Source organism: Pseudoalteromonas sp. S327 (genome assembly GCF_005886415.1).
Lineage (GTDB): Bacteria > Pseudomonadota > Gammaproteobacteria > Enterobacterales > Alteromonadaceae > Pseudoalteromonas > Pseudoalteromonas atlantica.
Genome location: NZ_PNDP01000016.1, coordinates 89,262 through 114,982 on the forward strand (window position 1 = coordinate 89,262; position 25,721 = coordinate 114,982).

At 39.7% G+C, this 25,721-nt stretch carries 26 protein-coding genes; 17 read left to right on the forward strand and 9 right to left on the reverse strand.

What is annotated here, in order from left to right:
- Position 1 precedes the first annotated feature (1 nt).
- Entirely contained in the window at positions 2 to 901 is a 900-nt protein-coding gene (locus tag CWB60_RS06465) for an SDR family oxidoreductase (RefSeq protein WP_138577225.1), read from the reverse strand.
- A gap of 598 nt (positions 902 to 1,499) precedes the next feature.
- The gene (gene trhA / locus CWB60_RS06470; protein ID WP_055254106.1) at positions 1,500 to 2,129 is read right to left on the reverse strand and encodes a PAQR family membrane homeostasis protein TrhA; all 630 of its coding nucleotides are present in this window, start codon (positions 2,127 to 2,129) and stop codon (positions 1,500 to 1,502) included.
- A 167-nt stretch (positions 2,130 to 2,296) separates the two neighbouring features.
- On the opposite strand from trhA, the gene CWB60_RS06475 reads away from it, so the two are divergent.
- The 16 genes from CWB60_RS06475 (at position 2,297) to CWB60_RS06550 (ending at position 14,160) form a co-directional block, all read left to right on the forward strand.
- A complete protein-coding gene (locus CWB60_RS06475; protein WP_024031760.1) occupies positions 2,297 to 2,656 on the forward strand; it encodes a hypothetical protein in 360 nt (119 codons plus the stop codon).
- 225 nt (positions 2,657 to 2,881) lie between these two features.
- The gene (locus CWB60_RS06480; protein WP_138577223.1) at positions 2,882 to 3,160 is read left to right on the forward strand and encodes a hypothetical protein; all 279 of its coding nucleotides are present in this window, start codon (positions 2,882 to 2,884) and stop codon (positions 3,158 to 3,160) included.
- A gap of 223 nt (positions 3,161 to 3,383) precedes the next feature.
- A complete protein-coding gene (locus tag CWB60_RS06485) occupies positions 3,384 to 3,965 on the forward strand; it encodes an LON peptidase substrate-binding domain-containing protein (protein ID WP_004586417.1) in 582 nt (193 codons plus the stop codon).
- 69 nt (positions 3,966 to 4,034) lie between these two features.
- Entirely contained in the window at positions 4,035 to 4,658 is a 624-nt protein-coding gene (locus tag CWB60_RS06490) for a sigma-70 family RNA polymerase sigma factor (RefSeq protein WP_004586416.1), read from the forward strand.
- Entirely contained in the window at positions 4,651 to 5,331 is a 681-nt protein-coding gene (locus tag CWB60_RS06495) for a ChrR family anti-sigma-E factor (RefSeq protein WP_138577221.1), read from the forward strand. The genes CWB60_RS06490 and CWB60_RS06495 overlap by 8 nt, the downstream gene beginning before the upstream one ends.
- Positions 5,332 to 5,339: 8 nt before the next feature.
- Positions 5,340 to 6,293, forward strand: a complete 954-nt coding sequence (locus CWB60_RS06500) for a YbgA family protein (RefSeq protein WP_096042971.1) — start codon at positions 5,340 to 5,342, stop codon at positions 6,291 to 6,293.
- Positions 6,293 to 7,684, forward strand: a complete 1,392-nt coding sequence (gene phrB / locus CWB60_RS06505) for a deoxyribodipyrimidine photo-lyase (protein WP_138577219.1) — start codon at positions 6,293 to 6,295, stop codon at positions 7,682 to 7,684. The genes CWB60_RS06500 and phrB overlap by 1 nt, the downstream gene beginning before the upstream one ends.
- A 1-nt stretch (position 7,685) precedes the next feature.
- Positions 7,686 to 8,114: a nuclear transport factor 2 family protein gene (locus CWB60_RS06510; protein WP_138577217.1), complete on the forward strand. Its 429-nt coding sequence runs from the start codon at positions 7,686 to 7,688 to the stop codon at positions 8,112 to 8,114.
- A gap of 2 nt (positions 8,115 to 8,116) precedes the next feature.
- Positions 8,117 to 8,827, forward strand: coding sequence for an SDR family NAD(P)-dependent oxidoreductase (locus CWB60_RS06515; RefSeq protein WP_004586411.1), 711 nt, complete (start codon positions 8,117 to 8,119; stop codon positions 8,825 to 8,827).
- Positions 8,824 to 10,080 carry an NAD(P)/FAD-dependent oxidoreductase gene (locus CWB60_RS06520; RefSeq protein WP_138577215.1) on the forward strand — a complete coding sequence of 419 codons (1,257 nt, stop codon included), beginning with the start codon at positions 8,824 to 8,826 and terminating at the stop codon, positions 10,078 to 10,080. The genes CWB60_RS06515 and CWB60_RS06520 overlap by 4 nt, the downstream gene beginning before the upstream one ends.
- On the forward strand, positions 10,073 to 10,810 hold the full coding sequence (locus CWB60_RS06525; protein ID WP_054981923.1) for a DUF1365 domain-containing protein: 738 nt from the start codon (positions 10,073 to 10,075) through the stop codon (positions 10,808 to 10,810). The genes CWB60_RS06520 and CWB60_RS06525 overlap by 8 nt, the downstream gene beginning before the upstream one ends.
- 53 nt (positions 10,811 to 10,863) lie before the next feature.
- Positions 10,864 to 12,126, forward strand: coding sequence for an SAM-dependent methyltransferase (locus tag CWB60_RS06530; protein WP_029774496.1), 1,263 nt, complete (start codon positions 10,864 to 10,866; stop codon positions 12,124 to 12,126).
- Complete coding sequence (locus tag CWB60_RS06535) at positions 12,101 to 12,613, forward strand: DUF2878 domain-containing protein (RefSeq protein ID WP_138577213.1); 513 nt, start codon at positions 12,101 to 12,103, stop codon at positions 12,611 to 12,613. The genes CWB60_RS06530 and CWB60_RS06535 overlap by 26 nt, the downstream gene beginning before the upstream one ends.
- A gap of 50 nt (positions 12,614 to 12,663) precedes the next feature.
- Positions 12,664 to 13,137: a chalcone isomerase family protein gene (locus CWB60_RS06540; protein ID WP_055254401.1), complete on the forward strand. Its 474-nt coding sequence runs from the start codon at positions 12,664 to 12,666 to the stop codon at positions 13,135 to 13,137.
- A 1-nt stretch (position 13,138) separates the two neighbouring features.
- A complete protein-coding gene (locus tag CWB60_RS06545; protein ID WP_024031747.1) occupies positions 13,139 to 13,678 on the forward strand; it encodes a DUF3833 domain-containing protein in 540 nt (179 codons plus the stop codon).
- A gap of 206 nt (positions 13,679 to 13,884) precedes the next feature.
- Entirely contained in the window at positions 13,885 to 14,160 is a 276-nt protein-coding gene (locus CWB60_RS06550; protein WP_004586404.1) for an HU family DNA-binding protein, read from the forward strand.
- A gap of 206 nt (positions 14,161 to 14,366) precedes the next feature.
- Here CWB60_RS06550 and ilvN read toward each other — a convergent pair whose 3' ends face one another.
- Positions 14,367 to 14,864, reverse strand: a complete 498-nt coding sequence (gene ilvN / locus CWB60_RS06555) for an acetolactate synthase small subunit (RefSeq protein WP_004586403.1) — start codon at positions 14,862 to 14,864, stop codon at positions 14,367 to 14,369.
- Positions 14,864 to 16,588, reverse strand: coding sequence for an acetolactate synthase 3 large subunit (locus tag CWB60_RS06560; protein WP_138577211.1), 1,725 nt, complete (start codon positions 16,586 to 16,588; stop codon positions 14,864 to 14,866). The genes ilvN and CWB60_RS06560 overlap by 1 nt, the downstream gene beginning before the upstream one ends.
- A gap of 444 nt (positions 16,589 to 17,032) precedes the next feature.
- On the opposite strand from CWB60_RS06560, the gene CWB60_RS06565 reads away from it, so the two are divergent.
- Positions 17,033 to 20,032, forward strand: a complete 3,000-nt coding sequence (locus CWB60_RS06565) for an immune inhibitor A domain-containing protein (protein ID WP_138577209.1) — start codon at positions 17,033 to 17,035, stop codon at positions 20,030 to 20,032.
- Between the two features lie 204 nt (positions 20,033 to 20,236).
- Here CWB60_RS06565 and CWB60_RS06570 read toward each other — a convergent pair whose 3' ends face one another.
- The 5 genes from CWB60_RS06570 to ppnN all read right to left on the reverse strand — a co-directional run bounded on the left by CWB60_RS06570 (position 20,237) and on the right by ppnN (position 25,712).
- Entirely contained in the window at positions 20,237 to 21,244 is a 1,008-nt protein-coding gene (locus tag CWB60_RS06570; protein ID WP_004586400.1) for an isocitrate dehydrogenase, read from the reverse strand.
- Positions 21,245 to 21,433: 189 nt separating this feature from the next.
- Positions 21,434 to 23,122 (reverse strand): hypothetical protein, encoded by a 1,689-nt coding sequence (locus tag CWB60_RS06575; RefSeq protein WP_138577207.1) that lies wholly within the window; start codon positions 23,120 to 23,122, stop codon positions 21,434 to 21,436.
- 6 nt (positions 23,123 to 23,128) lie between these two features.
- Entirely contained in the window at positions 23,129 to 23,515 is a 387-nt protein-coding gene (locus tag CWB60_RS06580; protein WP_004586398.1) for a DUF3192 domain-containing protein, read from the reverse strand.
- A 69-nt stretch (positions 23,516 to 23,584) separates the two neighbouring features.
- Positions 23,585 to 24,358, reverse strand: coding sequence for a flap endonuclease Xni (gene xni / locus CWB60_RS06585; RefSeq protein WP_138577205.1), 774 nt, complete (start codon positions 24,356 to 24,358; stop codon positions 23,585 to 23,587).
- A gap of 10 nt (positions 24,359 to 24,368) precedes the next feature.
- Positions 24,369 to 25,712: a nucleotide 5'-monophosphate nucleosidase PpnN gene (ppnN, locus tag CWB60_RS06590; protein WP_138577203.1), complete on the reverse strand. Its 1,344-nt coding sequence runs from the start codon at positions 25,710 to 25,712 to the stop codon at positions 24,369 to 24,371.
- Between the last annotated feature and the right edge of the window lie 9 nt (positions 25,713 to 25,721).

Genomic DNA, 25,721 nt, shown 5'->3' on the forward strand with positions numbered 1-25,721 from the left:
ATTAAGGTAGATGCTGCCCACCTGTAACACCCATTATTTCAGCGGTAATGTAACTTGACTCTTGCGATGCTAAGTAGACATAGGTGGGTGCTAGTTCAGCAGGCTGTCCTGGCCTGCCTAATGGTACGTTATCACCAAATTCAGGCAATTTTTTAGCCGGTTGGCCACCACTTTGTTGAAGCGGGGTCCAAATTGGCCCAGGAGCAACCCCATTAACCCGAATGCCTTTATCAATCACCATTTTTGCTAAACTTTTAGTAAAGCTTGTAATTGCGCCCTTAGTCGATGCGTAATCAAGAAGCCCAGCAGAGGGTTGATAACATTGGATAGAGGTTGTATTAATAATACTAGCGCCCGGTGGCATATGTTTTACCGCCGCTTTTGTTATCCAAAACATAGCAAATACATTTGTTGCATATGTTTGGCAAAATTGCTCGGTAGATAAATCGTCTAACTCTGCAACAAACTGTTGCTTACCCGCATTATTCACTAATATGTCGATTGAGCCTAAGTTTTCAACGCTTTGCGCCACAAGGTCGTTACAAAAACTCTCATCAGAGATATCGCCTGCAATTCCCCATGCTTTGTTACCGCTGGCTTTTAATATATCGAGTGTTTCTTTCGCATCAGCTTCTTCGCTGGCTAAGTAATTAATAACTACATCGGCACCTTCTCTGGCAAATGCAATGGCAACCGCTCTGCCAATGCCCGAGTCGCCCCCGGTGATCAACGCCTTGCGACCCTTTAATCTGTCGCTACCTACATAGGTATCTTCGCCGTGATCTGCTTTAGGTTTTAAAATTTCATCTAGGCCAGGGTCTGGTTGATCACTGTCTTTTTCGGTCCGACCCATTTGATATTGGCTTCTAGGGTCTTGCATCGTAAATTGGTTAGTTGGCATATCAACGTCTCCTTTAACGTAAAGTTTAAGTTGGATTAACTGCATGTAATCACAAAGAGCCTAATGGCATATAACGCAGCAATGCGAGTTACCTACCTCTTTGCTTGGCGGGAATAGACGTAAAAGTGAGTGTGGTTGTAAAATATTGAGTATAAGTAGCAACTTACTAATGTAGCACTTGCCTCAATTGTAGAATCAGCTTGTAATGCGCCCACTTTGTATCTCCTTTAACGTATTTGCTTGGCCAAGGTTTTACTGACCATTTATATTGAAGGAGCAATAGATATGCCATAGCGTTACATTCAAAATATGATGCTATGTCACTTATTTTAATGCATTTATTTTAAAACTAGGAAAGGATTATGTGAAGATAATGGGTAAAAAATGGATAAGAGTACCGAAAATGTTACACGCTGTTTATCGAGCTATTTAATTAGGCGAGTAAGGACAGTGATAGGCTTATAGTCAAAGCGGTAAATTACAGCGTTTTTAATTAAGGCCCAGGTGATATCACCTGGGCTAAAACGCGCTTTTATATAGAAGGGTAGCCAAATTAATGCGGTTTATGTACGTAGCGTAAAATTACTAATTACATGCATTAATACACGTAATTAGTAATTGAAATGTAGTGGCACACACACCCAGCTATTACAAAGAGGTGCCAAATTGCGTGGCTAAATTGAGTGCTTTTAGCGCTATAAAATAATGTTCCTAAGCTATAAAAAATGCCACCGGCCAGTAACCAGTACAGTGCTTTTACATCAATATTTAAATAAAGTGGGTATACAATCGCAAGGGCAAACCAGCCCATAAGTAAGTAGGTAGCCAGCGAGACTTTTTTATTACCATTTTTAACCAGCACTTTATAAGCAACGCCACCAAGCGCGACTGCCCAAATAAAACTCAGTGTCCCCCAAGACCACAATCCATTTAGAGATAGCAATAAAAATGGGGTGTACGTACCCGCTATTAATACGTAAATAGCGCAGTGATCGCACTTTTTATAAAAAGCGCGTAATTTGGGCTGTACACTGGCGTGATAAAGTGTGGATGATAAAAACAATACAAATAAACTAGCCCCATATACAGCGGTGCTAATATAAGCTTTTACGCTGGTGGCTTGTTTAAATAAATCCCACATTACAAACACAGCAAAAAATATTCCCAGTGCATGGCTTAATACATTGAGTTTTTCTTCTTTGCGAGAATAGGGTGCACCTATAGTCATACTAGTCCTACCACTTATTAATTAAACTTGAGTGTACAGGTGTACGCTCAATGTTTCAATGTCAGCATTGTTACTGTAAATTAGTCACCGTACTTTTATTGATTTTAAAGGGAATTAATCGGGTATAGTGTGGTCGTATAGTCTCAATTAATTAAGGCACGTTTATCATGAAAAAAGAGCTCAAAGCCGTTTTACTTACTGCCATTGTGTATCCTGGGGCAGGGCATTTTTCGCTTAAAAAGCATTTAATAGGCTGTATTTTTGCAGGTGTATTTACGCTACTTTTGTTTATGACATTAGGTGATATTTTGGCTATAGCGCAATGTAGCGCAAATGAAATTTTAGCAGGTAAAATTCCGATGACGGCTTCAGGCATTTTACAAGCCGCCCGTAATCCATCAGGTGAATGTGCACAGCTTGGGGAATATAAATATCTTCCTTTAATGGTGGTCATTTGGTTACTAAGTATGGTTGATGCTTATCGGTTAGGTAAAAAAGTTAAACCCGATACGCAAAATAAAAAGTAATGGTAGTCGTTGTTTTAAACTGCAAATAGTGAGCTAAAAATATTTACTAATAGTTAGTCAAAAAATTAAAAAGGTTAGTTAAATTAACCAAGCCTGAATACTGCGTTGCTGTATGGTTTTTAATATAGTCTTTATATATCAATGATTTAATTTTTATTTTTCTGTTGGCACAACCCTTGATTATGTTATTGCGTCTAAACAATATACACAACAAGGAATACCATTATGAAACATTCAATTAAAATCGCTATGGCAAGTTTATTAGCATTAGGTTCTTCGCAAGTACATGCGAGTGAAGTGGACCTAGATGTAACTGATATTATAACGCAAAACGTAACAAGCTATATTAATCAAGCAACGGCAGAACTTGAACAATCAATTTCGCAGAGCCTTAGTTTTGATGCCCAGGCAGTACTTGAGCAATTTGTAAATCAAGCGCAAGAACAAGCTGACGTTACCACGCAGTCTACAATGCCGGTAACTACGCAAGTTAAAGCTAAATAAGTGTAAAAGGATAAGACGATGAGTAACGAATTAGGATTATTTGCACTTATGTTGGCGCCTGTTGTAAGCATGCTTAGTGTTTACTATATGGTTCAAGTAATAAAAAGTATGGGAAGTTGGATCAACTTTTAATTTATAGGTAAATAATTCGATTTGAGTAAGCTGATCGACTTAGTAAAAGCGCACGTAAATAATGGCAGTGTAATTTAAAGAAGTAGACTTTATGAAACGTGCGATTTTCCCATTACCAATATTTGTGTTACCAGAAGGCTATACGCGTTTGCGTATATTTGAGCCTAGGTATTTAAACATGGTAAAAACCGCACTACAAAATAATGTCGGTTTTGTACTGTGCACCTATCAGCACGACACGCCATTTAATATCAGCGCTCAGGGCTGTTTGGTCGATATTATCGACTTTGATCAAGACCCTAGCAATATGCTACTCATTGATGTGTACGCTGCTAAAAGCGTGCAAATAAATGACGTATACCAAGATGAAAGTGAATTGCGCCATGGCTTATTAAGCGATTGCAATACGCCGTATTGGTACAATGACTCCCACAGTGAAATTTCGGCTGATAATCAACGCTTGTCTGATTCTTTGCAGGACATATTTTTAAACAATAAAGAGCTTTCTAGTTTATATAGGCAAACCAAGTTTGATAATTTAGCCTGGGTAGCTGCGCGCTGGCTTGAACTATTACCTATATCTATTGATAAAAAACAGCAACTTGCGTTCGAAAGTAACTTTGCTAACTTACTAAACTTCCTCCATACTGTGATTAACAATGAATTTGCCTAAAATAATGTGATCTGCGTTTAATTGCTTGGCGTATAGATATATACAAAAGCATACACGGGATTAATTATTATGGTAAGTCAACAACCCTCACCACGTTGTGAACCTAATACAGGTAAATATACTGCCATGCCAGAAACGCCAAGTGCAGAGCTTATGCAAGCTCTGCTTGATGTAGCTACTTCGCGAGACAAAAGAGCGTTTGCTTACTTATTTGAATATTTTTCGCCAAAAATTAAACGCTTTGGAATTAAGCAATTTGGCTCTGAGGCACAAGCAATGGAGCTTGTACAAGAAACACTAACCTCAGTGTGGCGTAAAGCGCATTTGTATCACAGCGATAAAGGGGCTGCGACGACTTGGGTATATACCGTAATGCGTAATGCCTCATTTGATATGCTTCGTAAAATGAAAAGTAATAAAGAAGAAAATATAAGCGAAGATATTTGGCCACTTATTAACGAATCACAAGATACAACACTTGAATTTAGCGACCACTTGGAAGATCAACAAATTAAACGATACCTAGACAAACTACCAACCGCACAGCGAGAGGTCGTCCGAGGCGTTTATTTCCAAGATATGTCGCAAGAGCAACTTGCTCAACAATTAAATATTCCTGTAGGCACGGTAAAATCACGATTGCGTTTAGCCTTGCAAAAATTACGTAATGAAATGGGAGATCAGCATGATTAAACATCACCCTAGTGAATCTTTACTAGCACAATATTGTTCAGCGCAGTTACCTGCATCGTTAAGCGTTGCGGTATCTATACACGTTGATATGTGCCCGGTTTGCCAAGCAAAAGTGGCAAAACTTGAAGCCGCTAATGCAAAGGATGTATTTAGCGATGCGTCATACGCCCCTGATACATTAAATTTAAGTAATGATTTACAAGCGCCAGATTTTGACGCTGACCTGCTAGATTTGATAACCGCCGATGCTAGCATTGATGAAGTTTACGAAGTTGAGCCGGTAACCGTACAAGTTAACGAGCATAACTACGAATTACCACGCGCCTTAACACGCATTTCGCATGGGCGTTTTACGCAAGTGGGTAAGCTTGCTCGCTCTCGCGTTGCTATTGATGATGGCCCATTGCGCTCAAGCCTTTTACATATTGGCGCAGGGGGCGAAATCCCCGAGCATACTCATACTGGTTTTGAAGTAACCTTGCTACTTGATGGTGAGTTTAGTGATGAAGAGGGCAGTTACGTGCCAGGAGACTTTATTTGGCAAGATGGCTCTCATCAGCACACCCCACTTACAAAAGATGGCTGTTTATGCTTTACAGTAGTCAGTAGTGCGCTACATTTTAATAAAGGGCTCAGTAAGTTACTTAATCCTATAGGTAACTTGATTTATTAAGAGAATTTATGCAAACAGACACAATAAAAATAGGTATCAGCGCCTGCTTAGCAGGCGAAAAAGTACGTTTTGATACAGGCCATAAAAAGTCTAACTTTTGTATGGATGAACTTGGAAAACATGTAGAGTACACGCGTTTTTGCCCAGAGGTAGCCGTAGGGTTACCTATTCCTAGGCCAACCATACGCCAAGTACGTGTGGGCGATACAATAAAAGTATGTCGCCCAGATGGCACTGGCGATGTTGGGCCTAAGTTAACTGAATACGGTAAAAAAGTAGCCACAGAGCAAGCTAAAAACCTAAGTGGTTTTGTTTTTTGTGCGAAAAGCCCAAGCTGCGGTATGGAAAGAATTAAAATTTATAACGAAGCTGGCACCGGCAATACTTCCGAAGGCGTTGGTTTTTTTGCTGAGCAAATAATGAAGCACAATCCATTACTGCCATGTGAAGAAAACGGCCGCTTAAACGACATGCATTTACGCGAAAACTTTGTAATGCGCGTGTACGCTTACAAACAGTGGCAGTTATTAGCTTCTGAGCCGCTCACAGTGCATAAGCTTACCCAGTTTCATTCCCAATATAAGTACTTATTGATGGCTCATAATTATCAAGCTTACCGCGACTTAGGTAATTTACTTGGTACTTATAAAGGTGATGATATTAACGCTTTAGCAGATGAGTACATTCTTGGGTTAATGAACGGCCTTAAAAAGCCTGCATCACGTAGGAATAACTGCAACACGTTAATGCACTTGCAGGGCTACTTTAAAAAAGACTTATCTAAGGTTGAAAAGCAAGAGCTACGCGATGCCATCGATGAATACCGCCAAGGTTTAGTGCCTTTGTACGTACCGCTTACTTTGTTAAAACATCATCTGAAAGTACACCCTAATGAATACCTAGAAAAGCAGGTGTTTTTTAATCCTTACCCTAATGAACTAAAATTACGTTACGGCATATAATGAATACACTTTTTTGGTTTAGGCGCGATTTGCGCCTTTTTTCTAACGAAGCGCTTATTGAAGCGCTAAATAATGGCGCTAAACAGGCCATTTTTTTTATCTGCGAAAAGCAATGGCAACAACACAACGCCGCTCCCATTCAAATAGATTTACTAAAAAGACGTCTCAATTATATACGCGAGCAGCTAGCGCAGTACGCAATAGAGCTGCATATTTTTGACGCTCCTTACTTTGACGATTGTGAAAGTGCGCTTTTATCATTTTGCGATAAACATCAGGTAAAACATGTAATTGCCAATAAAGAGTATGAGTTAAATGAAGTAAATCGTGATGCGCAAATACTTGCAAAGTGTGATGATAAAAAAATTACGTTTACCCTCTATGAGGGAGATGTAATAGCGCCTGTAGGCAGTGTTAAAAACCAAAGTAACGAAATGTACAAAGTGTTTACGCCATTTAAAAAACAGTGGCTTAAACAACACCAAGATACTCACTTTAGCTTATTACCGTGGCCTTTAAAAAAACAGCCGATAAATAACAACGCACAAGCAATTAAAAGTGATGGCAGCTCAGAAAAATGGCCAGTTGATGATGAAAGCTTAGCAACCATTGTTGATAATTTTATTTGCGACAAATTAAGTCGCTACGACGAACAGCGTGATATACCCAGCATTAAAGGCACATCGGGTTTAAGCCCTTATTTAGCTCTGGGTATTATAAGCCCTAAGCAGTTACTGGTTAATATTCAAAACCGCTACCCAGATATTTTAACAACATCTAAAAGTAAAACTTTTACTTGGGTAAACGAGCTTATTTGGCGCGAATTTTATCGTCATTTAATTGCGCAATTTCCTAAGCTTTCTCGTGGTGATAACTTTAACGAAAAGTACAATGGCGTTAAGTGGCGTAAAAACGAGGCTGAGTTTAAAGCCTGGTGTGAGGGAAAAACAGGTTACCCACTCGTTGATGCAGCGATGAGACAGTTAGTTCAAACCGGCTGGATGCATAACCGTTTAAGAATGGTAGTTGCCAGCTTTTTGACCAAACATTTATTAATTGATTGGCGTGAAGGCGAGCAGTTTTTTATGCAGCACCTTATTGATGGCGATTTAGCCTCTAATAATGGTGGTTGGCAGTGGGCTGCAAGCACTGGCTGTGACGCGCAGCCTTATTTTCGCGTATTTAATCCTATCACTCAAAGTGAGCGCTTTGATCCTAATGGTAAATTTATACGTAAATATTTACCGGAGCTTGAAAAAGTGCCAGATAAACATATTCATTTTCCTCATGCTTATTTAGCGTCAATAGGGGCTGATAAGCAATGTTACTGGCCGGCAATCGTAGATCATAAAGCAGCTCGCGAGCGTGCAATAGCTGCATTTAAGGGGTGATATGGAAACAGCATTACCGGTAGCAAAATTTGTAGAAATATATCAACAACTCGATAAATCAAACCTGCATTTGCTTAATGATATTTACAGCGAGCAAATTAAATTTAAAGACCCAATGCACGAAATACACGGGCTAAGCGAGCTTACCCGATATTTTTCTAATCTATATAGTAATGTTAAGCATTGTCAGTTTGATATTAGCGACACCTACGAGCGTGATGATAAAGCATTTTTGTATTGGACTATGCATTACGCCCACCCAAAACTGGCTTCTGGCAAAACTATATCGGTAGAAGGGCACAGTAAGCTGGTATTTAAAGAATGTAAAATTATTAACCACCGCGACTATTTTAATGTAGGTGAAATGCTATACAAGCATATTCCTATTTTGGGTGGCGTTATAAATTACATAGATAAACGAGCAGGGTAGCGATGAATATTTTAATTACAGGTGCAACCTCAGGTATTGGCGAGCAGCTTGCAATAAAGTACGCACAGCAAGGTAACACGGTAATTGCTTGCGGCAGAAACCTTGAAAAGTTAGCTGAGCTTGAAAAACACACCAACATTAAAGCGTGTCAGTTTGATGCCACAGACCTCAAAGACATAAAGCAAGCAACCCTTGGGTTTAGTGCTTTTGATAAGGTTATTCTTAACGCTGGTAACTGTGAGTATGTAGATGATGCCCGTAACTTTGACAGCGCTTTGTTTGAGCGAGTTATTTCAGTAAACCTGCTGGCAATGGGCTACTGCCTAGAGGCACTATTACCAAAAATTAGTGCGGGCGGGCAACTTGTACTTGTTAGCTCAAGCGTTACGTATTTACCTCTGCCACGCTCTGAGGCTTATGGCGCATCTAAAGCCGGGGTAAGCTATTTAGCGAAAAGCTTAGCAATCGACTTAAACGATGTTGATGTTACGTTAGTGCACCCTGGTTTTGTTAAAACCCCCCTTACTGATAAAAACGATTTCCCAATGCCTATGGCTGTTACTGCAACAGAGGCCGCCGATTATATGATTAAGGGGATCAATAAACGCCGTAAAGAAGTTCATTTTCCTTATCGGTTTACGCTTATTTTAAAAGCATTACGTATTTTACCGTTACCACTTTGGTTACGTTTAGCAAAAGGATTAGCCCGTTGAAAAAAATAGCAATAATAGGTTCTGGCGTATCGGGTTTAACCTGTGCTCATTTACTGCATAAGCATTACGATATTACTGTATTTGAAAAAAACGATTACATTGGTGGTCATACCGCGACAGTAGAGATATCTGATGCTGGGGTTAAACGCGCAATAGACACGGGCTTTATAGTATTTAATGACCGCACTTACCCGTACTTTGAAAAACTACTCGCGCGCATTGGCGTAGACAGACAAGAAACACAAATGAGCTTTAGTGTTCATAATCAAGCAAGTGGTTTTGAATACAACGGACACACCTTTACCAGCTTATTTGCTCAAAAAAGAAATATATTTAGGCCTAAGTTTTGGCGCTTGTTAAGCGATATAGTTAAGTTTAATAAATTATGTAAAGCAATGCACAGCGAGCAAAACTACCCTAAAGATCAAACACTGGGTCAGTTATTAGATACGCACGGCTTTAATGACTTTTTTAAATACCATTACATTTTACCTATGGGGGCGGCAATTTGGTCAACCAGCATCAAAGAGATGCAAAATGTAGGGGTTGAGTTTTTTGTAAACTTTTTTTACAACCATGGCTTACTTGATGTTACAAACAGGCCGCAGTGGTATGTAATCCCTGGTGGGTCTAAGCAATACATTAAGCCGCTTATTAAAGGTTTTGCAGAGCGGATAAAACTAAATACCGACATTGAGACGGTTACGCGTGTAGATAATAAAGTAATTATTACTTTTGAAAATGGCGAACAAGCTGAATTTGATAAAGTGGTATTTGCGTGTCACTCAGATCAAGCCCTTACATTACTTGGTGATGCGACTGAGCAAGAACACGCTGTATTAGGTGCAATCCCTTATACCGAAAACTCGGTAGTACTGCATACAGATACCAGTTTACTGCCAGATAGAAAAGCCGCCTGGGCTAGCTGGAATTACTTACTAAACGAAAACACCGACAAAGCAGCGGTTGTTACATACCAAATGAATATACTGCAAGGTATTGACTCAGATACACAATTTTGTGTAACCCTTAATCACTTAGAAGGGATTAACAAAGCAAATATATTACGTGAGTTTACTTATCATCACCCTGTTTTTAACGAAGCATCCATTGCCGCACAAAAACTCAAGCACACTGTTGATGGCCAAAATAATAGCTATTTTTGTGGTGCTTATTGGTATAACGGTTTTCATGAAGATGGTGTTCGCAGTGGGGTAGATGTGGCTAAGCAATTCGGTGTTGAATTTGAATAGCGCTGTATACTTAGGCGATGTGAGGCATCGGCGCTTTGCGGTAAAAAACCATCAGTTTAAATACCCGCTTTATATGATGTGGGTAGATTTAAAAAATCCGTTATTGCTTAATAACATTCACCCTATGTTAGGTACTTTTGGGTTTAAAGCACTGCGTTTTAATCAAGCCGATTATTTAAACACACTGCCAAACTCAGAGCCATTAAGTATTATTGAACGTGCACAGTGCCAAATAGAAAAACTAGGCGTTAAAGAGACGTTTTCGCATATTTATATGCTTGGCCAACTTAGGTGTATGGGCATTTATTTCAGCCCTGTAAATTTTTACTTTTACGGTAATAGCACCGATAACTTTAAATATATGGTGGCTGAGGTAAGCAATACGCCGTGGAATGAACGCCATTATTATTTGGTGCCCTTACAAAAAAAAGTGAACTTTAAGAAGGCTTTCTCCGTATCACCCTTTATGAATTTAGATATGGACTACCATTGGCAGGTACAACATACAGCCGATAACACATTAATTCATATAGAAAATAAACGTGGGGATGAGTTGTTATTCGACGCGTCTTTACGATTAAAGCGAAGTCAGTTAACGAAGCAAGAAGTTAATAAATTATTAAAAAAATTTCCTGCGATGACTTTGTCTATTTTCAAAGGTATTTATGTGCAAGCACTTAAGTTGTTTATTAAAAGGGTTCCTTTTTTAGGTCATTCAGGAAAACCTTAGTATAGTTAAACAAGCTTAGTTGCGGGTAGCGATACAATTATAAAGGGTTTAAGATGGAAAAAGTCTCGAGTATAAATTGCCAAGAGCAAACTGGTTGGTTTACAAACTTATATAAAAAGCTAGTCACCAAAGCCTTTGCAAGTATTGAAACAGGCCAAATAGTGTTAGTTGAGAACAGTCGCTCAACAGTATTTGGTCAACAACATTCAGACTTAAAAACCACGATTACCGTTAACGACACTGCCATGTACAAAGCATTTGCGCTATCTGGCAGTGTGGGTGCTGGTGAGTCTTATATTCTTGGGCAATGGTCATGTGATAACTTGACCAAACTCATCGAAATTTTTGCCATAAACCAAAAACAACTAGATGCTTTTGAAAAAAAATTCTCGTTTTTTAGTGGCCTAGCCCACCGTTTTAACCATCTCAAAAACAGCAACTCAGAATCTGGGTCGAAAAAGAATATCGTTGCACATTACGATTTAGGTAACGATTTATACGAGTCATTTTTAAGCGAGGAAATGCTCTACTCCTGCGCTGTTTATCCATCAAGAGACGCCTCTCTTGAGGATGCTCAACAAAACAAGCTTAAACAAATTTGTGAGCAGGTAGAGATAAACGAAGGCGATTCAGTTATTGAAATTGGCACAGGCTGGGGGGCGTTTGCGATTTACGCGGCCACACATTACAACTGCCATGTGACCACAACAACGATTTCTGATGAGCAATATGCCTATGTTGAAAACAAGGTTAAACAGTTAGGACTTGAAAATAATATAACTCTGCTCAAGCTTGATTACCGTTTATTAGAAGGTCAATACGACAAGCTTGTATCAATAGAGATGATAGAAGCAGTAGGACATGAATACCTACCAAGCTTTTTTAAGCAATGTAATAGCTTGCTTAAAGAAGACGGTGCAATGCTTATCCAAGCGATCACTATTGGCGATCAACGTTATCAACATTATTTAAAAAACTCTGACTTTATTCAGCAGTATATTTTCCCCGGTGGTTGTTTGCCTTCAATTAATGAGATGAGCGAGCAAATTAAGAACAATACCGATATGGTTATTCATACTGTAAGCGACATAGGCGCGCATTATGCTAGAACACTAGCCGATTGGCGCACACGCTTTATTGATAACTGGCACACCCTTGACAGTGACAAGTTTGATGAGCGTTTTTACAGATTATGGTTATTTTACTTTGCTTACTGCGAAGGCGCTTTTAGAACGCGAGCAACCAGCACCGTTCATTTAACGGCGCGTAAACCACGTTTTACTAGTCAAAATGACGAAATTGCCCTTAATTATTAATTTTGTGCTTTTTCAAACAGTGTGGTTTTTATCACTGTTTTTAGAAGCTCAATCTGTTTTATACACCTCTGGTATTGTTGTGCTTATGTTTGTTTTATCAAAGCAGCATAAGCTCGACGCGTTGCTTTTAGTAAAAGCTTTACCAATTGCGCTGTTATGTGAATACCTTGCTGTGCAGTTAAATCTTTTTGAATTTAAAGTATCCCCTTTTCCGCTTTGGTTAGCCTTGCTATGGGCAGCACTATTGCTTTGCTTAAACACATCAATGGCGTTTATTACTAACCTAAAACTTTGGCAAGCCTATTTAGTGTGCTTAGCCTTTGCGCCAATTAGTTATTATTCAGGTGCTCAATTTGGCGTGCTTAGTATTTATTCACCTGTGTGGGCATTTTGGCTTCTGTACGGCGCACTTTGGGCTGCTGCCTTTACATTAATTCTTATTATTAACCAAAAAATTAAAGCGATTATAAATTTTAGCAAGCAATAACAGGAGCTTGTATGAATATCACCGCAAAAATATGTGCAATAACGGCCGCAATGATTATGGCTACTTTTTTTACCCCATTGAGCTTTAGCGAAGAGCAAACTGACTTTAAAAAAGTGGGCGAGGCGCGCATGGAATATTTATTTTGGGATGTTTACGATGCAACGTTATATACCCGCTCAGGGAGTTACAAACAGGGGGCGCACCCCGTTAAATTTACGCTCACCTATTTGCGAGACTTTGCAGCAAAAGACATTGTTAAAGCCACTAAAGAGCAATGGCAGCATTTAGGTAAAAGTGATTTATCAGCTAAGTATGCTGATAAATTGCTCGCTCTTTGGCCAGACATTAAAAAAGGCGAGTCGTTAAGCTTACAAACATCACCAAGCGGTCAGGCTACTTTTTACCATAATGATAAAAAGTTAGGTGAAATTAGTGACTCGCAATTTGCCAATCAGTTTTTAGCTATTTGGCTAAGCCCAAACACCTCAGAGCCAGCACTTAGAAAACAATTATTAGGGATTTAACATGCGCAATATAAATAAATTTAAACAGCTATGTATTTTAATGGCCGCATTATTTTTAGTGAGCTGCTCCGCGCCAAAAGTAGAGCACTACAATAGCAGCAACCCAGAATTTGATTTTAAAGCGTTTTTTAGTGGCGATTTGAAAGCATACGGCGTTGTGCAAGATTATAAAGGCGAACTCACACGTAAACTTGTTGTCACTATGAATGCGCGCTGGGAAGGGAACGAGGGCGTTATAGAGGAAGACTTTGTGTATGACGATGGTGAAACACAAAAGCGTATTTGGTATGTCACCCTTAATGACGATAATAGCTTAGTGGGACGTGCTGATGATGTGCTTGGCATTGCAACCGGTAAAAGCGCAGGCAGTGTGTTTCATTGGAACTACAATGTGGCCTTACCCTATGACGGCAGTACGCTTGAGGTAAATTTTGATGATTGGATGTACCTGGTTACACAATCGCGCTTGATAAACCGAACGTCTATTGTTAAGTTTGGTGTCGAGGTTGGGGAAGTGACCTTAGTTATCGAAAAAATATAGAGCAGTGTGTTATTTAAAGTGTGCCTTTTGTGTACTTAAATTAAGTTTTAGTTAACCCAACACGCTGTATTTTACCGAGAATTATTAAAATTTTACGCATTTTCGAAGTATTTAAGCAAAAAATGCAATTTGCTGTTGCTAACTCCTTAAAAATGCATAAAGATAGGTTTTGCGAAGGCAAAATAATAACGAATAGGAATCTAACGATGAATAAAGCTCAATTAGTTGAAAAAATCGCTACTGATGCAGAAATCTCTAAAGCTGCTGCTACACGTGCACTTGACGCGTTTACTGGCGCTGTAACTTCTTCTTTAAAAGAAGGTAATTCAGTTGCATTAGTAGGTTTTGGTACTTTCTCAGTTAAAGAACGTGCAGCACGTACTGGCCGTAACCCACAAACGGGTGCTGAGATCCAAATCGCAGCGGCAACTATCCCAAGCTTTAAAGCAGGTAAAGGTCTTAAAGACCAAGTAAACCCTTAATTGGCGCTTTACAGAATTTTTTAAAAAAGAGCTATTTAGCTCTTTTTTTTTGCCTGTATTAAAGTAGTGAGCTTACCTAAGTTAAGCTTATTCCCACATGCCTAATTAGGTATCAATGCAGAGCGTTGTAAGGCAAGGCTTAACATAAAAAATCCCTGCTAATTGCTTAGCAGGGATTTAATATAAAACGCTTAAGCTTTAATTAATTACGCTTTTAATGCTTTGTCACCACGGCCGATCCCTACAGCACCAGAGCGCACCACTTCAATAATGTCGGTTTCATGGCGTAGGGTGTCTAAAAACGATTCTATTTTGTCTGTGCTGCTAACCAGTTGTAAGCTGTAGCTTTGGCGACCCATATCTAAAATAGCACCTTGGAACACGTCTACAACGCGTGTAACCGCTGCACGTGTGGTTTCGTCTTGGGCAAATACTTTAACAAGTAATAATTCACGTTCGATGTGACTCATTTCGGTCAAATCAATAATTTTAAGTACATCAACTAATTTATTAACTTGTTTAGTAATTTGCTCAACGATTCTATCATCACCCATAGTGGTAATAGTGATACGTGACAGTGACTCATCATCAGTGGTGCCCACTGTTAAGCTATCTATGTTGTAGGCGCGCTGTGAAAAAAGCCCAACAATGCGAGATAAGGCTCCCGGTTCGTTTTCTAATAAAATAGATAATATACGACGCATTATGCTTTTACTCCTTTACGTAACCACATCTCATCAATGCCACCTAGTTTAATTTGCATTGGATATACATGTTCTTTTTCATCAACGTTAATATCTAAAAATACTAAACGGTCGTTAATGCTCATGGCTTTATCTATAGCAGGTTGTAGCTCATCTAAAGTATCTACCTTTATGCCTACATGGCCATAGCTTTCAACAAGTTTTACAAAGTCAGGTAATGAGTCCATATATGAAGATGAATGGCGACCGCCGTAAATCATATCTTGCCATTGGCGTACCATGCCTAATGAGCGGTTATTTAGCGAAACCACTTTTACAGCCAAGTTGTACTGTAAGCATGTTGATAGCTCTTGAATATTCATTTGAATAGAGCCATCGCCGGTTACACACACTGACTCTTTATTAGGAAAGGCAAGCTTAACCCCCATCGCTGCTGGTAAGCCAAAGCCCATGGTGCCTAAGCCCCCTGAATTGATCCATTGGCGAGGGTTTTTAAATGGATAATATTGCGCTGCAAACATTTGGTGCTGACCCACATCAGAGCTTACATATGCGTCACCATTAGTGGCTTTATACACTGCTTCTATAACAGCTTGAGGCTTTATTTTGTCGCCATCGGTGTTGTAGCTTAGGCACTTTTGCTCGCGCCAGCTAATAATTTGTCGCCACCAATCCTCTTGTGCACTGCGATCAATTTGAATGCTACTTTTATCTATGCCGGTTTGCAGTTGCTCCATCACAGTGGCTAAACAGCCTACAACCGGAATATGTGCTTTAATCGTTTTAGAAATAGAGGTTGGGTCTACATCTACGTGAACGATGGTTGCATTAGGGCAAAACTTTTTAACATTATTGGTTACACGATCATCAAAACGCGCTCCCAGTGCTAAAATTACATCGGCATTTGCCATTGCTTTATTGGCTTCAAGCGTGCCGTGCATACCCAGCATACCCACGTAATTTGGGTGAATACCCGAAATACCGCCTAAGCCCATTAATGTATTAGTGATAGGTGCATTTAGCGATTCAACTAAGCGGGTTAATTGCTCAGAGGTGTTAGATAAAATAATACCGCCGCCTGAGTATATAACCAGTTTTTTAGCTTCTAAAATTGCGGTAACCGCTTTGCGAATTTGTTTAGAGTGGCCCTTTGTATTTGGGCTGTAGGTTCTAAGCTCTGTTGTTTTAGGGAAGTTGTACTCAAACTTAATAGCAGGGTTAAGCATATCTTTTGGTAGCTCAACAACAACGGGTCCTGGGCGGCCAGTACTTGCAATGTAAAACGCTTTTGCCAAAATAGCCGGAATTTCTTCAGCGCTTCTGCAGTTAAAACTATGTTTTACAACCGGGCGAGAACAGCCAACAATGTCGGTTTCTTGGAATGCATCGTCACCAATTAAGCTAGTAGGTACTTGCCCCGATAATACCACCATCGGAATTGAGTCCATATAAGCGGTAGCAATACCTGTAATACAGTTAGTTGCGCCAGGGCCTGAGGTAGCAAGTACAACACCAACTTCGCCAGTAGCTCGGGCATAACCGTCTGCCATATGGGTTGCGGCTTGTTCGTGACGCACTAAAATATGTTCAATGTCTTCTTGTTGAAAAAGTGCATCGTATAAATCTAAAACCGATCCACCTGGGTAGCCAAAAATATACTTAACCTTCAACTCTTTTAATGCCTGAACAACTAGTTCAGAACCATTATATTCTTGTTTGCTCATCCTCATTCCTCTGTGCGCTGTTTATGCATAAAAAAACCCCCGCGTAGTGCGAGGGTTTTTAAAAAGCAATTTCACTTTTTAATACATCCCCGCTGGGCTTATCACTAAGACCACTACGAGTACGATTAAAAGGTGAAGTTGTTTTTTCATAATTGTCACTTTATAAAAAGCAAAATGCTGCTTTAGATTAAAAATTCTATATGGGGTTATTTTTAAGGGTTTTACGTGCTTATGTCAACCTTGAAAGGGCTGTTTTGGATTGAAATTTCAAATTAATTTATTTTCATACTAAAAAGTTGCACGCTATTTGTAGTTATATAAAAAATATGAAGAAATTATGCTAATTTTACCGAGTAGCCATAATGGGTAAATAGGTGGTTTGAGCGCTGTGCTTAATGCATATATTAGGTATGATAGAGCAATAGTTTATCTGGGGAAGATACAGTGAAAAAAATAATATGGCTTGGCTTATTCCTTTGCAGCCTAAATCTTAACGCAGCAAATACCAGTGCGCATGACCCAGGTATTATTAACAAACAAAGAATAGAGTATTGGTTAAATAAACGCGCTGATACCCAACAAACCACTAACAAGCCAACGGTTGAAAGCTACTTAGCGAATACTGAACGGCTTAACCCTTTGCAGTTAAAACCTGTTTCTACTATGAAAGCCCGCTTAACCGCTAAGCAAGCCAATAAGCAGCTGCAATATGCAAGTGCGGCTAGCCCTAGCAACGCGCTAAATGAGGTTAAAGTACTGGCTATTTTAATTGATTTTCCTGATTTAAAGCACGATGACAATCAACTAGTTGATGATGATACCGACATGTATTACGAAAATTATACAAAGGAGCATTACCAACAATTGCTTTTTAATGAGGGTGGGTTTATTGGCCCTAATAATGAAATACTTAGCAGCGTATACGATTATTATTACGACGCATCAGGTGCTAGCTTAACTTTTAGCGGGCAAGTATATGGGTGGGTTAGGGCAGATAGTAATGCAAAAACCTATGGTGAGCGCGTAGGCAACACGCGCGATATAAATGTCCCCGCACTGATACAAGAAGCAGTCGAAAAAGCCACTGCACAATTTGATATTGATTTAACGCAATATGATTTAACAGATTTAGATGATATTGACGGCGATGGCATTATCAACGAGCCAAACGGCATTATCGACCATGTTATGGTTTTTCATTCCAGTATTGGTGAAGAATCCGGTGGAGGCTATTTAGGCGTTGATGCAATTTGGTCTCACCGCTACTACGTATTTGATGAAAACAGTGAACCTGTCAGTATTGCGGGTAGTAGCGTTAAGTTATCGGGTTATACGATAAATCCAATAGATGCCAGCATAGGTGTCGTTGCGCATGAATTTGGTCACGACTTAGGTTTAGCAGATGAGTACGATTTACAGTCAAATACCGTGGGTGAGCCTGTATCGTCTTGGTCAATAATGTCTACTGGTAGCTGGGCTGGTGGGCCTCGGGGCTCAAAGCCCGTTATGTTTAGTGCACAGGCGCTTGAGTATTTACAAAACAGATACCAAGGCAATTGGGTGAACCAGCTTAATTTAACCATGGAGGAAGTGAACAGCCAGCCTCAGCAGTCGCTAGTTTATACTAGCTCACTTTCTCAGCAGCAAAGCCAAATTAAAGTGACACTTGCGCAGCAGCTAGAAAAATTTAAAACCCCGGTTGAAGGTGATTTTCAATTTTACTCTGGTACAGGTAACAATCTAACACACACGCTCTCACAAACCGTGACCTTACCTGAGGCGGCTACACCACTGACACTTAGCTTTTTAGCTTACTACAGTATTGAGCGCGACTATGACCTTGTACAAGTAAAGGTAAATCAAACTCCTTTAGCTGGTAATTATACAATCGAGACAAATCCTTATTATGGCGATATAGGCCCGTATATAAGTGGTGATTCGTTTTTACATGCAGATGCGCAGCAACCAAATGGTTTTTTAATGCATGAGTTTGATTTAACACAATATGCAGGACAAACCATTACACTAAGTATTGAGTATATTACCGATACAAACACACAATATTATGGTTTTGTAGCCGATGATTTAAAAATAACATACAACAATACTGTGATTTGGCAAAATAACGCAGAGCAGCCAAGTACTAACTTAGCGTTAAATGGTTTTAGCCGCGTGAGCAGTTATATTTATGCTAAACCAGCCCACTACTATATACAGCTACGTGCGCACAGAGGTGTGGATGTCGGCTTACAAGCAGAGCAATATTCACCGGGAGTTTTATTATGGTATAGCGATAGTGCATTTGATAACAACAACACAACTGATCACCCTGGGGGTGGTTTTAATTTAGTGGTTGATGCGGATCAAAAGCCAATTTATCGCGGTACAAGTAGCACCACACTTGCAGATACACCTATACAAGTACGCGATGCTGCATTTAGTTTATATCAGCAAAGTGCAGGTTTAGGCGATCAAGACTTAGCTGCCATTAGTGAGTTTAATGATCATTTTGATTACAGCTTTACGCAGCAGGCTGAATCAGGTGTGGTGCTTACTCCCCCAGGGTTTAACTTTGAAATAGTCAGCCAACACCCTGGAAGTGAAACAGCAGAGCTCTTGCTTAGCTATGATGCGCTACAACAAATAACCACAACAGTAAACGAGGCAACCGTTAGCTTTAATGTACCCGGTTTAAAGTTAACCCCCACAGATACATTTTTATGGGACTTTGGTGATGGGCAATCGAGTACTGAGCTAAGTCCTACACATACCTATGCCGATTACGGCACCTACAGCGTTACCTTTTCGGCAATGGGTGAGACGACTACGCAAACACAAACTAAACAAATTAGTATCACAAAGCCGCTAGAAATTGAAAATTTAACGTATCAGTTAAACGGTGCGACTTTATCTGCTCAAGCAATCGTAACTGGCGGAGAAGCACCTTACAGCATGAGTTGGCTTATAGATGGTGAACCCGTATCGCAAACTGAAAACCTAGATTACCAATTTAGCTACTCTGGAGATTACACCCTCGCGTTAATAGTAACTGATACGCAAGGGATAAGTGTTAGCCAACAACATGCTTTGAGTGTTAACGCACCGCTGCAATTAAGTACACGCTATACTGCAAATAACTTAGCGGTACAATTTAATAGCTCACCATTAGGTGGATCTAGTAATTATACATATAGCTGGGATTATGGCGATAGCAGCCCACTAGGTACAACGCAAAACCCAAGTCATAATTACCAAGGTGCAGGTAGTTATTCAGTAAAACTTGTACTCACAGACAGTCAAACCAATGAAGTTATAAGTAGTGAGCTAACAGTCTCGGTACAAGAAGCGCAAAGTGAATCATCATCAAGTGGTGGGGCAATAGGTTATTTCATTGCGCTATTAGTGATAAGTGGGTTTTATCGGCGTACCAGCAATAAAGTTTAATGATTTTGTGAAGTAATACCAATCGACTTAAATGTCTAATAACTTAACACCAGTGGTATAAAAGGAGATGTTCACTGCATTAAAAATTCTATTTAAAATAAATAGCGTAGTTATGCCAAGTGATGTAATTAGCAAAGGTTAAAATACAAAAAAGCCAGCAATATGCTGGCTTTTTAGGCTTAAAACAAGATTAACCTTGTTAAATTATAAACGGTCGATTACTGATTGAGTGAAATCAGTTGTACCGTGGCTGCCGCCTAAGTCACGTGTTGTGCGATCGCCAGATTTAATTACATCAGCTACAGCGCTTCGAATACGCTCAGCCGTGTCGCCCATATCTAAGTGCTCAAGCATTTGGATAGACGCTAAAATTACTGAAGTAGGGTTTGCTAAGTTTTTGCCAGCAATATCTGGTGCACTACCGTGAACGGCTTCAAAAATAGCAGCATCTTCACCAATGTTTGCACCTGGTGCCATACCTAAACCGCCAACTAAACCAGCACAAAGATCAGATAAAATGTCGCCAAATAAGTTAGTTGTTACTACAACGTCAAACTCTTCTGGTGTCATAACTAGCTTCATACATGTTGCGTCAACAATCATTTCAGTTGATTCAATTTGCGGGTAACGCTCAGCAACTTCACGTGCAACTTTTAAAAATAAGCCAGAGGTAGATTTTAAGATATTTGCTTTGTGTACTGCGGTTACTTTTTTACGGCCTTCACGTACTGCTAACTCGTAGGCAAAAGTGATGATTTTCTCAGCGCCTTCGCGAGTAATTACAGATTTAGCTTCTGCTTCGTTACCGTCTTCGCTTACTACTTGGCCTAAACCTGAGTACATACCTTGGGTATTTTCACGAATAGTAATGATATCGATATCATCGTAACGTGCTTTAGTACCAACAAAAGATTTAACAGGGCGTACGTTTGCGTATAAACCAAACTGCTTACGTAATGTTACGTTAATAGACGTAAAACCTTCACCTACCGGCGTCGTTAGTGGACCTTTAAGAGTGATTTTGTTTTTAGCGATTGTATCAATTGTTTCTTGAGGAAGTAGCTCGCCAGTTTTTTCTAGTGCAGCAAGGCCTGCATCAACAAATTCATAATCAAAATCGCAACCTGCGGCTTTTAATATTTCAAGTGCTGAGTCGATAATGCTCGGACCGATGCCGTCGCCTTTGATCACTGTGATGGTTTGTTTGGCCATTGACTTTTCCTTTAAAAGAATAAAAAACGCACATAAATTATTACTAATAATAGTAACTGCTTGTTAGGTCATTTATGTGACGTATGTGGATATATTTTGAGGGCGCATTTATACCAACTTATCGCCCATTTTGCCAGTTTATACTATAAATACAGGGTATAACCTGTGCTTATAGTCAGCATAAGTGACTTAAATGCTGTTATATAGCGATAAGCCTTGCAGTTGCGCAAAAAAATCATCCTCAGATTTAAAGCCTTGTGCTTTTAGCTGCGCATTTAAAGTTTGTTTTTGCCAAGGCGTTAAAGGCAGAGCGGGTTTAAAAATAGTTTGCGCCACGACCTTTAAACTAATCCATAATTTGTGCTGCTCGTTTAGCTCTTTTTTAGGTTGTTGTTCAGCATCGAGTAGGGGCTTGGTCCATGGATTATCACTCAGTAGTTGTGTTAATTCTGTATTTAAATGTTCATTATTAATCGTTTCCACCCCAAAAAAGGCTGCTAATGGGGCACTATAGGTTTGGTTAGGCACGCTACTTATGGTTACTTTTGCACAGAGCTGTGCACTGCAATGGGTTAATAAATAATGCACGTAACCATAGAGGGGCAAGGCTATATGTTCAAATTGCTGTTTTGGGTTATTACTTACTATTAAAGCTAAAATATTAATAAAGCTATTAAGTTTATTCAGTACGATGTGTTTGTGTGGATGATGTGATGTATCCACTAATTGCTCAAATATAACCCGCTGAATAATCGCCGGTGCATTATCGTAGCCGACCATCGACAAGCTATGGCGTAAGTCTTTGGCGGCTTGGTGCTGATTGTTATAGGGCCTGACTGCTTGGCAGAGCTTCTGTGTTATTTCACTAAAAGGGGCCAGTAACTTATCTAAGCCTTTAAAACCATATTCATGCGCTACTTTTATATGACTCACTAACGCTATTAATTCGGCCTTTGAGCTTATCTGCGCCGGGGCCTTACGTACCAGGTGCTCATTGTTCCAGGCTAAAAATAATACCCGTTTATCAGTACATAGCCATTGCAGTGGTTGATCTTTAAGTGAGGTTTTAACCTTGTACCACGCCAGTTTTTTCTCATTATTGGCATTAATAAGTATATGCTTATTAGCCTCATCACTTGCTAAATAAACCATTGCTTGGTCGCTGTAAACAATTTTACTGCCTGGCAGGTGTGGGCCTATATGCGCTATTAAATCCTTAATTAACCTTTGCGCAAATGGGTTAGCTGTTTTGACATACAATTCACCCAAAGCTTTGTAAAAATTTAATGGGTTCTTTTTCGATGTATAGGTGATGTTCATCGCGATAATATTACTTAATGCACACAAGGTTATGGCATTGTCATATAGCATTATGTCGCTAGTACTTAGTAACGCTTGCTTATACTTATTTAGTTTAGCCAACATACGCACGCTATTTTGAGTAGGGTGCTGTGCACTGAGCAACACTTTTGCTGCTAGCTGATGGCGAAAACGCCATATTTTTTTATCGCTGAGTGTAAGCATTTGCTGCTGCGCAATTTTATTATGCTGCGCTACAACGCAGCAATGCTCTACCAATGCAACACCAATATAAAGCTCGGTTAGTTCGTCATCAAATTGCTGGCTAGCGCACAGTGCTGTGCTAATAACACATTGGTTAATAACGAGGTTTGTAGCAAAGTCGTAGTGGCTGGTGTACAAGCTTAAACGCGCTTGTAAAGCGTGCGGGTGTTGCTGATACAAAACGCGATAATGCTGGGCTGTTTGTACAACAAGCGGATAAAGATGTTGCCACTGCGTTTTGTCACTATAAATTGTTAGTATTTGATGTGTGTTGTGTAGTAACCGCACTAACTGTTTTGAAATAGGCTCATCCATTGGCCATCACCTGATCTTTTCCTGATAAGTTGTATAGGCGCTGGGGCCCCATAAAAATAACTCACCATTTTTAAATAATAAGCCGGTGCATTCATCCATCGTGGTTATGCCATCTGAAGTTTGGTGCTGAGTACGGTAAAAAACAATCTGCCATACTTGGTCTTTATTACGTTTGGCATAGGTTAAATCGGGGCTTCCTAAATAATCGAGTACACTGTTTAAGGTAACCGCCTCATCAATTGACAGCTTTCTTATGTAGCGCTCGTTAAAGGCCTCACGGTCTTGCCAAATCATTGCTTGCGGGTCATCTTTATAAAAGGTGATCACTAAAGTCGCAATGAGTGCATACAAGCCTAACCCTAATATTAAGTATCTTATAAACTTTTTAATCATTTTTAACTCACACTCGCAACAATAAAGTGAGTATATGTTGTACGCTTAAACAGTGCTATCAACATGCGACTAATGCAACCTTAACTGCTTTAAACTAAAACCTAGCTGTATATCTGTTCGCAAAGTGACTAATTGTTTAGAAATAACATACATGTCTTTTTGCTCAACTAGCTTTTTTTGAATACTGCTTGATAGGGCATCATCTTCTATGGCGCTATCTATGCTTTCGTAGGTATTTACAATAAGCTGAGCCGATTTAGTCCCTATGCCTTTAACGCCGGGTACATCGTTAGTTTTATCACCCGCTAAGGCCCAAAAATCAATAAGTTTACTTTGCTCAATACCAAAACGCTGCTCAATGCTGTCGCAATCTAGGTAGGTCTTTTTAAAATAATCGTACACACAAATATAGTCGTTCAAAAAAGGTAAAAAACCCTTATCGGTAGAAACAATGGTACTGTTTATCTTATTTTTTGCAGCTTTGTCGGCTAAGGTGGCTATGATATCGTCGGCTTCATCGTTGAGCGGTTCAAATACAACGATGCCCGTTTGCTCTATAGCTTCTTTAAAGTTGTGCAGCGCATTTTTAAGCGTGTCGGGCATGGGGGCCCTAGAATGTTTATATTGCTTATAAAAGTGGTAGCGCCAGCTTTTGTCGCCATCAAAAACAGCTATAGCGTGAGTGGCATTTGTTGACTGTAAAAGCTTTTTGCAAGCATGTGCTACGCGCGCGCAACTGGCCTTTAGCATCTGCTCTTCACTATGGTGTGTTTGGTTAGCGTCAACTGCGTAAATGCGCCTAATTAAATTAAGCGCATCAATTAAAAGTAAATGGGGTTTCAAATAGTCAAACTCATGCTTTTATTTCATAACAAGGGATATACTTACTACCGGGTAACTTCATACGACCTTGGTCTACAAATGCTTGTAATAGTTTATCCATATCTTTCATTAAATCAGGCTCACCACTTAACACATAAGGTCCATGTGCTTTTATAGCGCGTAGGCCTTCATCTTTAACATTGCCAGCAACAATCCCCGAAAACGCTCTACGTAGATTAGCCGCTAATTGCTGCTTGGGCTGTTCTAGGTGCAAATCTAAACTTGCCATGTTTTCGTGCGTAGGTGCAAAAGGTTGCTGAAAATCGTTATCGATTTTAAGTGTCCAGTTAAAGTAGTAGGCATCGCCTTGGCTTTTACGGTAATTACGTACATTTGCCATAGCTGATTTTAATTTTTGCCCTACTAGCGCTGGATCATCAATGATTACTTCAAACTTATCAAGGGCTTCTTTGCCTAATGTTAGCTCTACAAACTTACATAACTCGCTAAAGTATGCTTCGCTTTCTTTAGGGCCGGTTAAAATAACAGGCAAACACTGTTTTTCGTTATCTGGATGCAGCAAAATACCTAATAAATAAAGTAATTCTTCTGCAGTACCTGCACCACCTGGGAATATAATAATTGCATGCGCCGTTCTAATAAATGCTTCAAGGCGCTTTTCAATGTCGGGTAAAATCACCAGCTCATTTACAATAGGGTTTGGCGGCTCTGCGGCAATTATACTAGGCTCGGTTAAACCAAGATAACGGTTTTCGCTAATACGTTGTTTAGCATGGCCAATAGTGGCACCTTTCATCGGGCCTTTCATTGCCCCTGGGCCGCAGCCAGTACATATATTTAAACCACGTAAGCCAAGCTCGTAACCTACTTGTTTTGTGTATTTATATTCTATTTCGTTAATTGAATGTCCACCCCAACACACAACCATATTTGGTTCGCTGTTAACGCGCAGCGCCCCGGCGTTTCTAAGCATATCAAATACCATGTGGGTAATGGCTTTTTGTTCTTTAAGATCTTTTTCGTACTTTTGGCAAATAAATAAAATATCGCGGATCACCGAAAAAATATGCTCGTGAATACCGGTAATTATTTCGCCATCAACAAAGGCGGTTTCGGGAGGGTTTTCTAACTCAATTTTAATGCCGCGCTCGCGACTGACTAAACGAATATCAAAGTCTTGGTATTTGTCGTAAATTTCATTACTTGCGTCTGTGTGGCTGCCTACATTAAGGACGGCTAAGGCACAGTTTCTAAAAAGTCGATAACGTTCACTGGCTGAAGATTGCTCTAATAAATCAACTTCCAATTGTGACAGTAAATCTAAAACCCCAGTCGGGTTTAACTGTATTAACATCGGCATTCT

Coding starts and splice junctions, on each gene's coding strand:
- CWB60_RS06465 (WP_138577225.1), bottom strand. CDS start 901: ATGCCAACTAACCAATTTACGATGCAAGACCCTAGAAGCCAATATCAA.
- trhA (WP_055254106.1), bottom strand. CDS start 2,129: ATGACTATAGGTGCACCCTATTCTCGCAAAGAAGAAAAACTCAATGTA.
- CWB60_RS06475 (WP_024031760.1), top strand. CDS start 2,297: ATGAAAAAAGAGCTCAAAGCCGTTTTACTTACTGCCATTGTGTATCCT.
- CWB60_RS06480 (WP_138577223.1), top strand. CDS start 2,882: ATGAAACATTCAATTAAAATCGCTATGGCAAGTTTATTAGCATTAGGT.
- CWB60_RS06485 (WP_004586417.1), top strand. CDS start 3,384: ATGAAACGTGCGATTTTCCCATTACCAATATTTGTGTTACCAGAAGGC.
- CWB60_RS06490 (WP_004586416.1), top strand. CDS start 4,035: ATGGTAAGTCAACAACCCTCACCACGTTGTGAACCTAATACAGGTAAA.
- CWB60_RS06495 (WP_138577221.1), top strand. CDS start 4,651: ATGATTAAACATCACCCTAGTGAATCTTTACTAGCACAATATTGTTCA.
- CWB60_RS06500 (WP_096042971.1), top strand. CDS start 5,340: ATGCAAACAGACACAATAAAAATAGGTATCAGCGCCTGCTTAGCAGGC.
- phrB (WP_138577219.1), top strand. CDS start 6,293: ATGAATACACTTTTTTGGTTTAGGCGCGATTTGCGCCTTTTTTCTAAC.
- CWB60_RS06510 (WP_138577217.1), top strand. CDS start 7,686: ATGGAAACAGCATTACCGGTAGCAAAATTTGTAGAAATATATCAACAA.
- CWB60_RS06515 (WP_004586411.1), top strand. CDS start 8,117: ATGAATATTTTAATTACAGGTGCAACCTCAGGTATTGGCGAGCAGCTT.
- CWB60_RS06530 (WP_029774496.1), top strand. CDS start 10,864: ATGGAAAAAGTCTCGAGTATAAATTGCCAAGAGCAAACTGGTTGGTTT.
- CWB60_RS06535 (WP_138577213.1), top strand. CDS start 12,101: ATGACGAAATTGCCCTTAATTATTAATTTTGTGCTTTTTCAAACAGTG.
- CWB60_RS06540 (WP_055254401.1), top strand. CDS start 12,664: ATGATTATGGCTACTTTTTTTACCCCATTGAGCTTTAGCGAAGAGCAA.
- CWB60_RS06545 (WP_024031747.1), top strand. CDS start 13,139: ATGCGCAATATAAATAAATTTAAACAGCTATGTATTTTAATGGCCGCA.
- CWB60_RS06550 (WP_004586404.1), top strand. CDS start 13,885: ATGAATAAAGCTCAATTAGTTGAAAAAATCGCTACTGATGCAGAAATC.
- ilvN (WP_004586403.1), bottom strand. CDS start 14,864: ATGCGTCGTATATTATCTATTTTATTAGAAAACGAACCGGGAGCCTTA.
- CWB60_RS06560 (WP_138577211.1), bottom strand. CDS start 16,588: ATGAGCAAACAAGAATATAATGGTTCTGAACTAGTTGTTCAGGCATTA.
- CWB60_RS06570 (WP_004586400.1), bottom strand. CDS start 21,244: ATGGCCAAACAAACCATCACAGTGATCAAAGGCGACGGCATCGGTCCG.
- CWB60_RS06575 (WP_138577207.1), bottom strand. CDS start 23,122: ATGGATGAGCCTATTTCAAAACAGTTAGTGCGGTTACTACACAACACA.
- CWB60_RS06580 (WP_004586398.1), bottom strand. CDS start 23,515: ATGATTAAAAAGTTTATAAGATACTTAATATTAGGGTTAGGCTTGTAT.
- ppnN (WP_138577203.1), bottom strand. CDS start 25,712: ATGTTAATACAGTTAAACCCGACTGGGGTTTTAGATTTACTGTCACAA.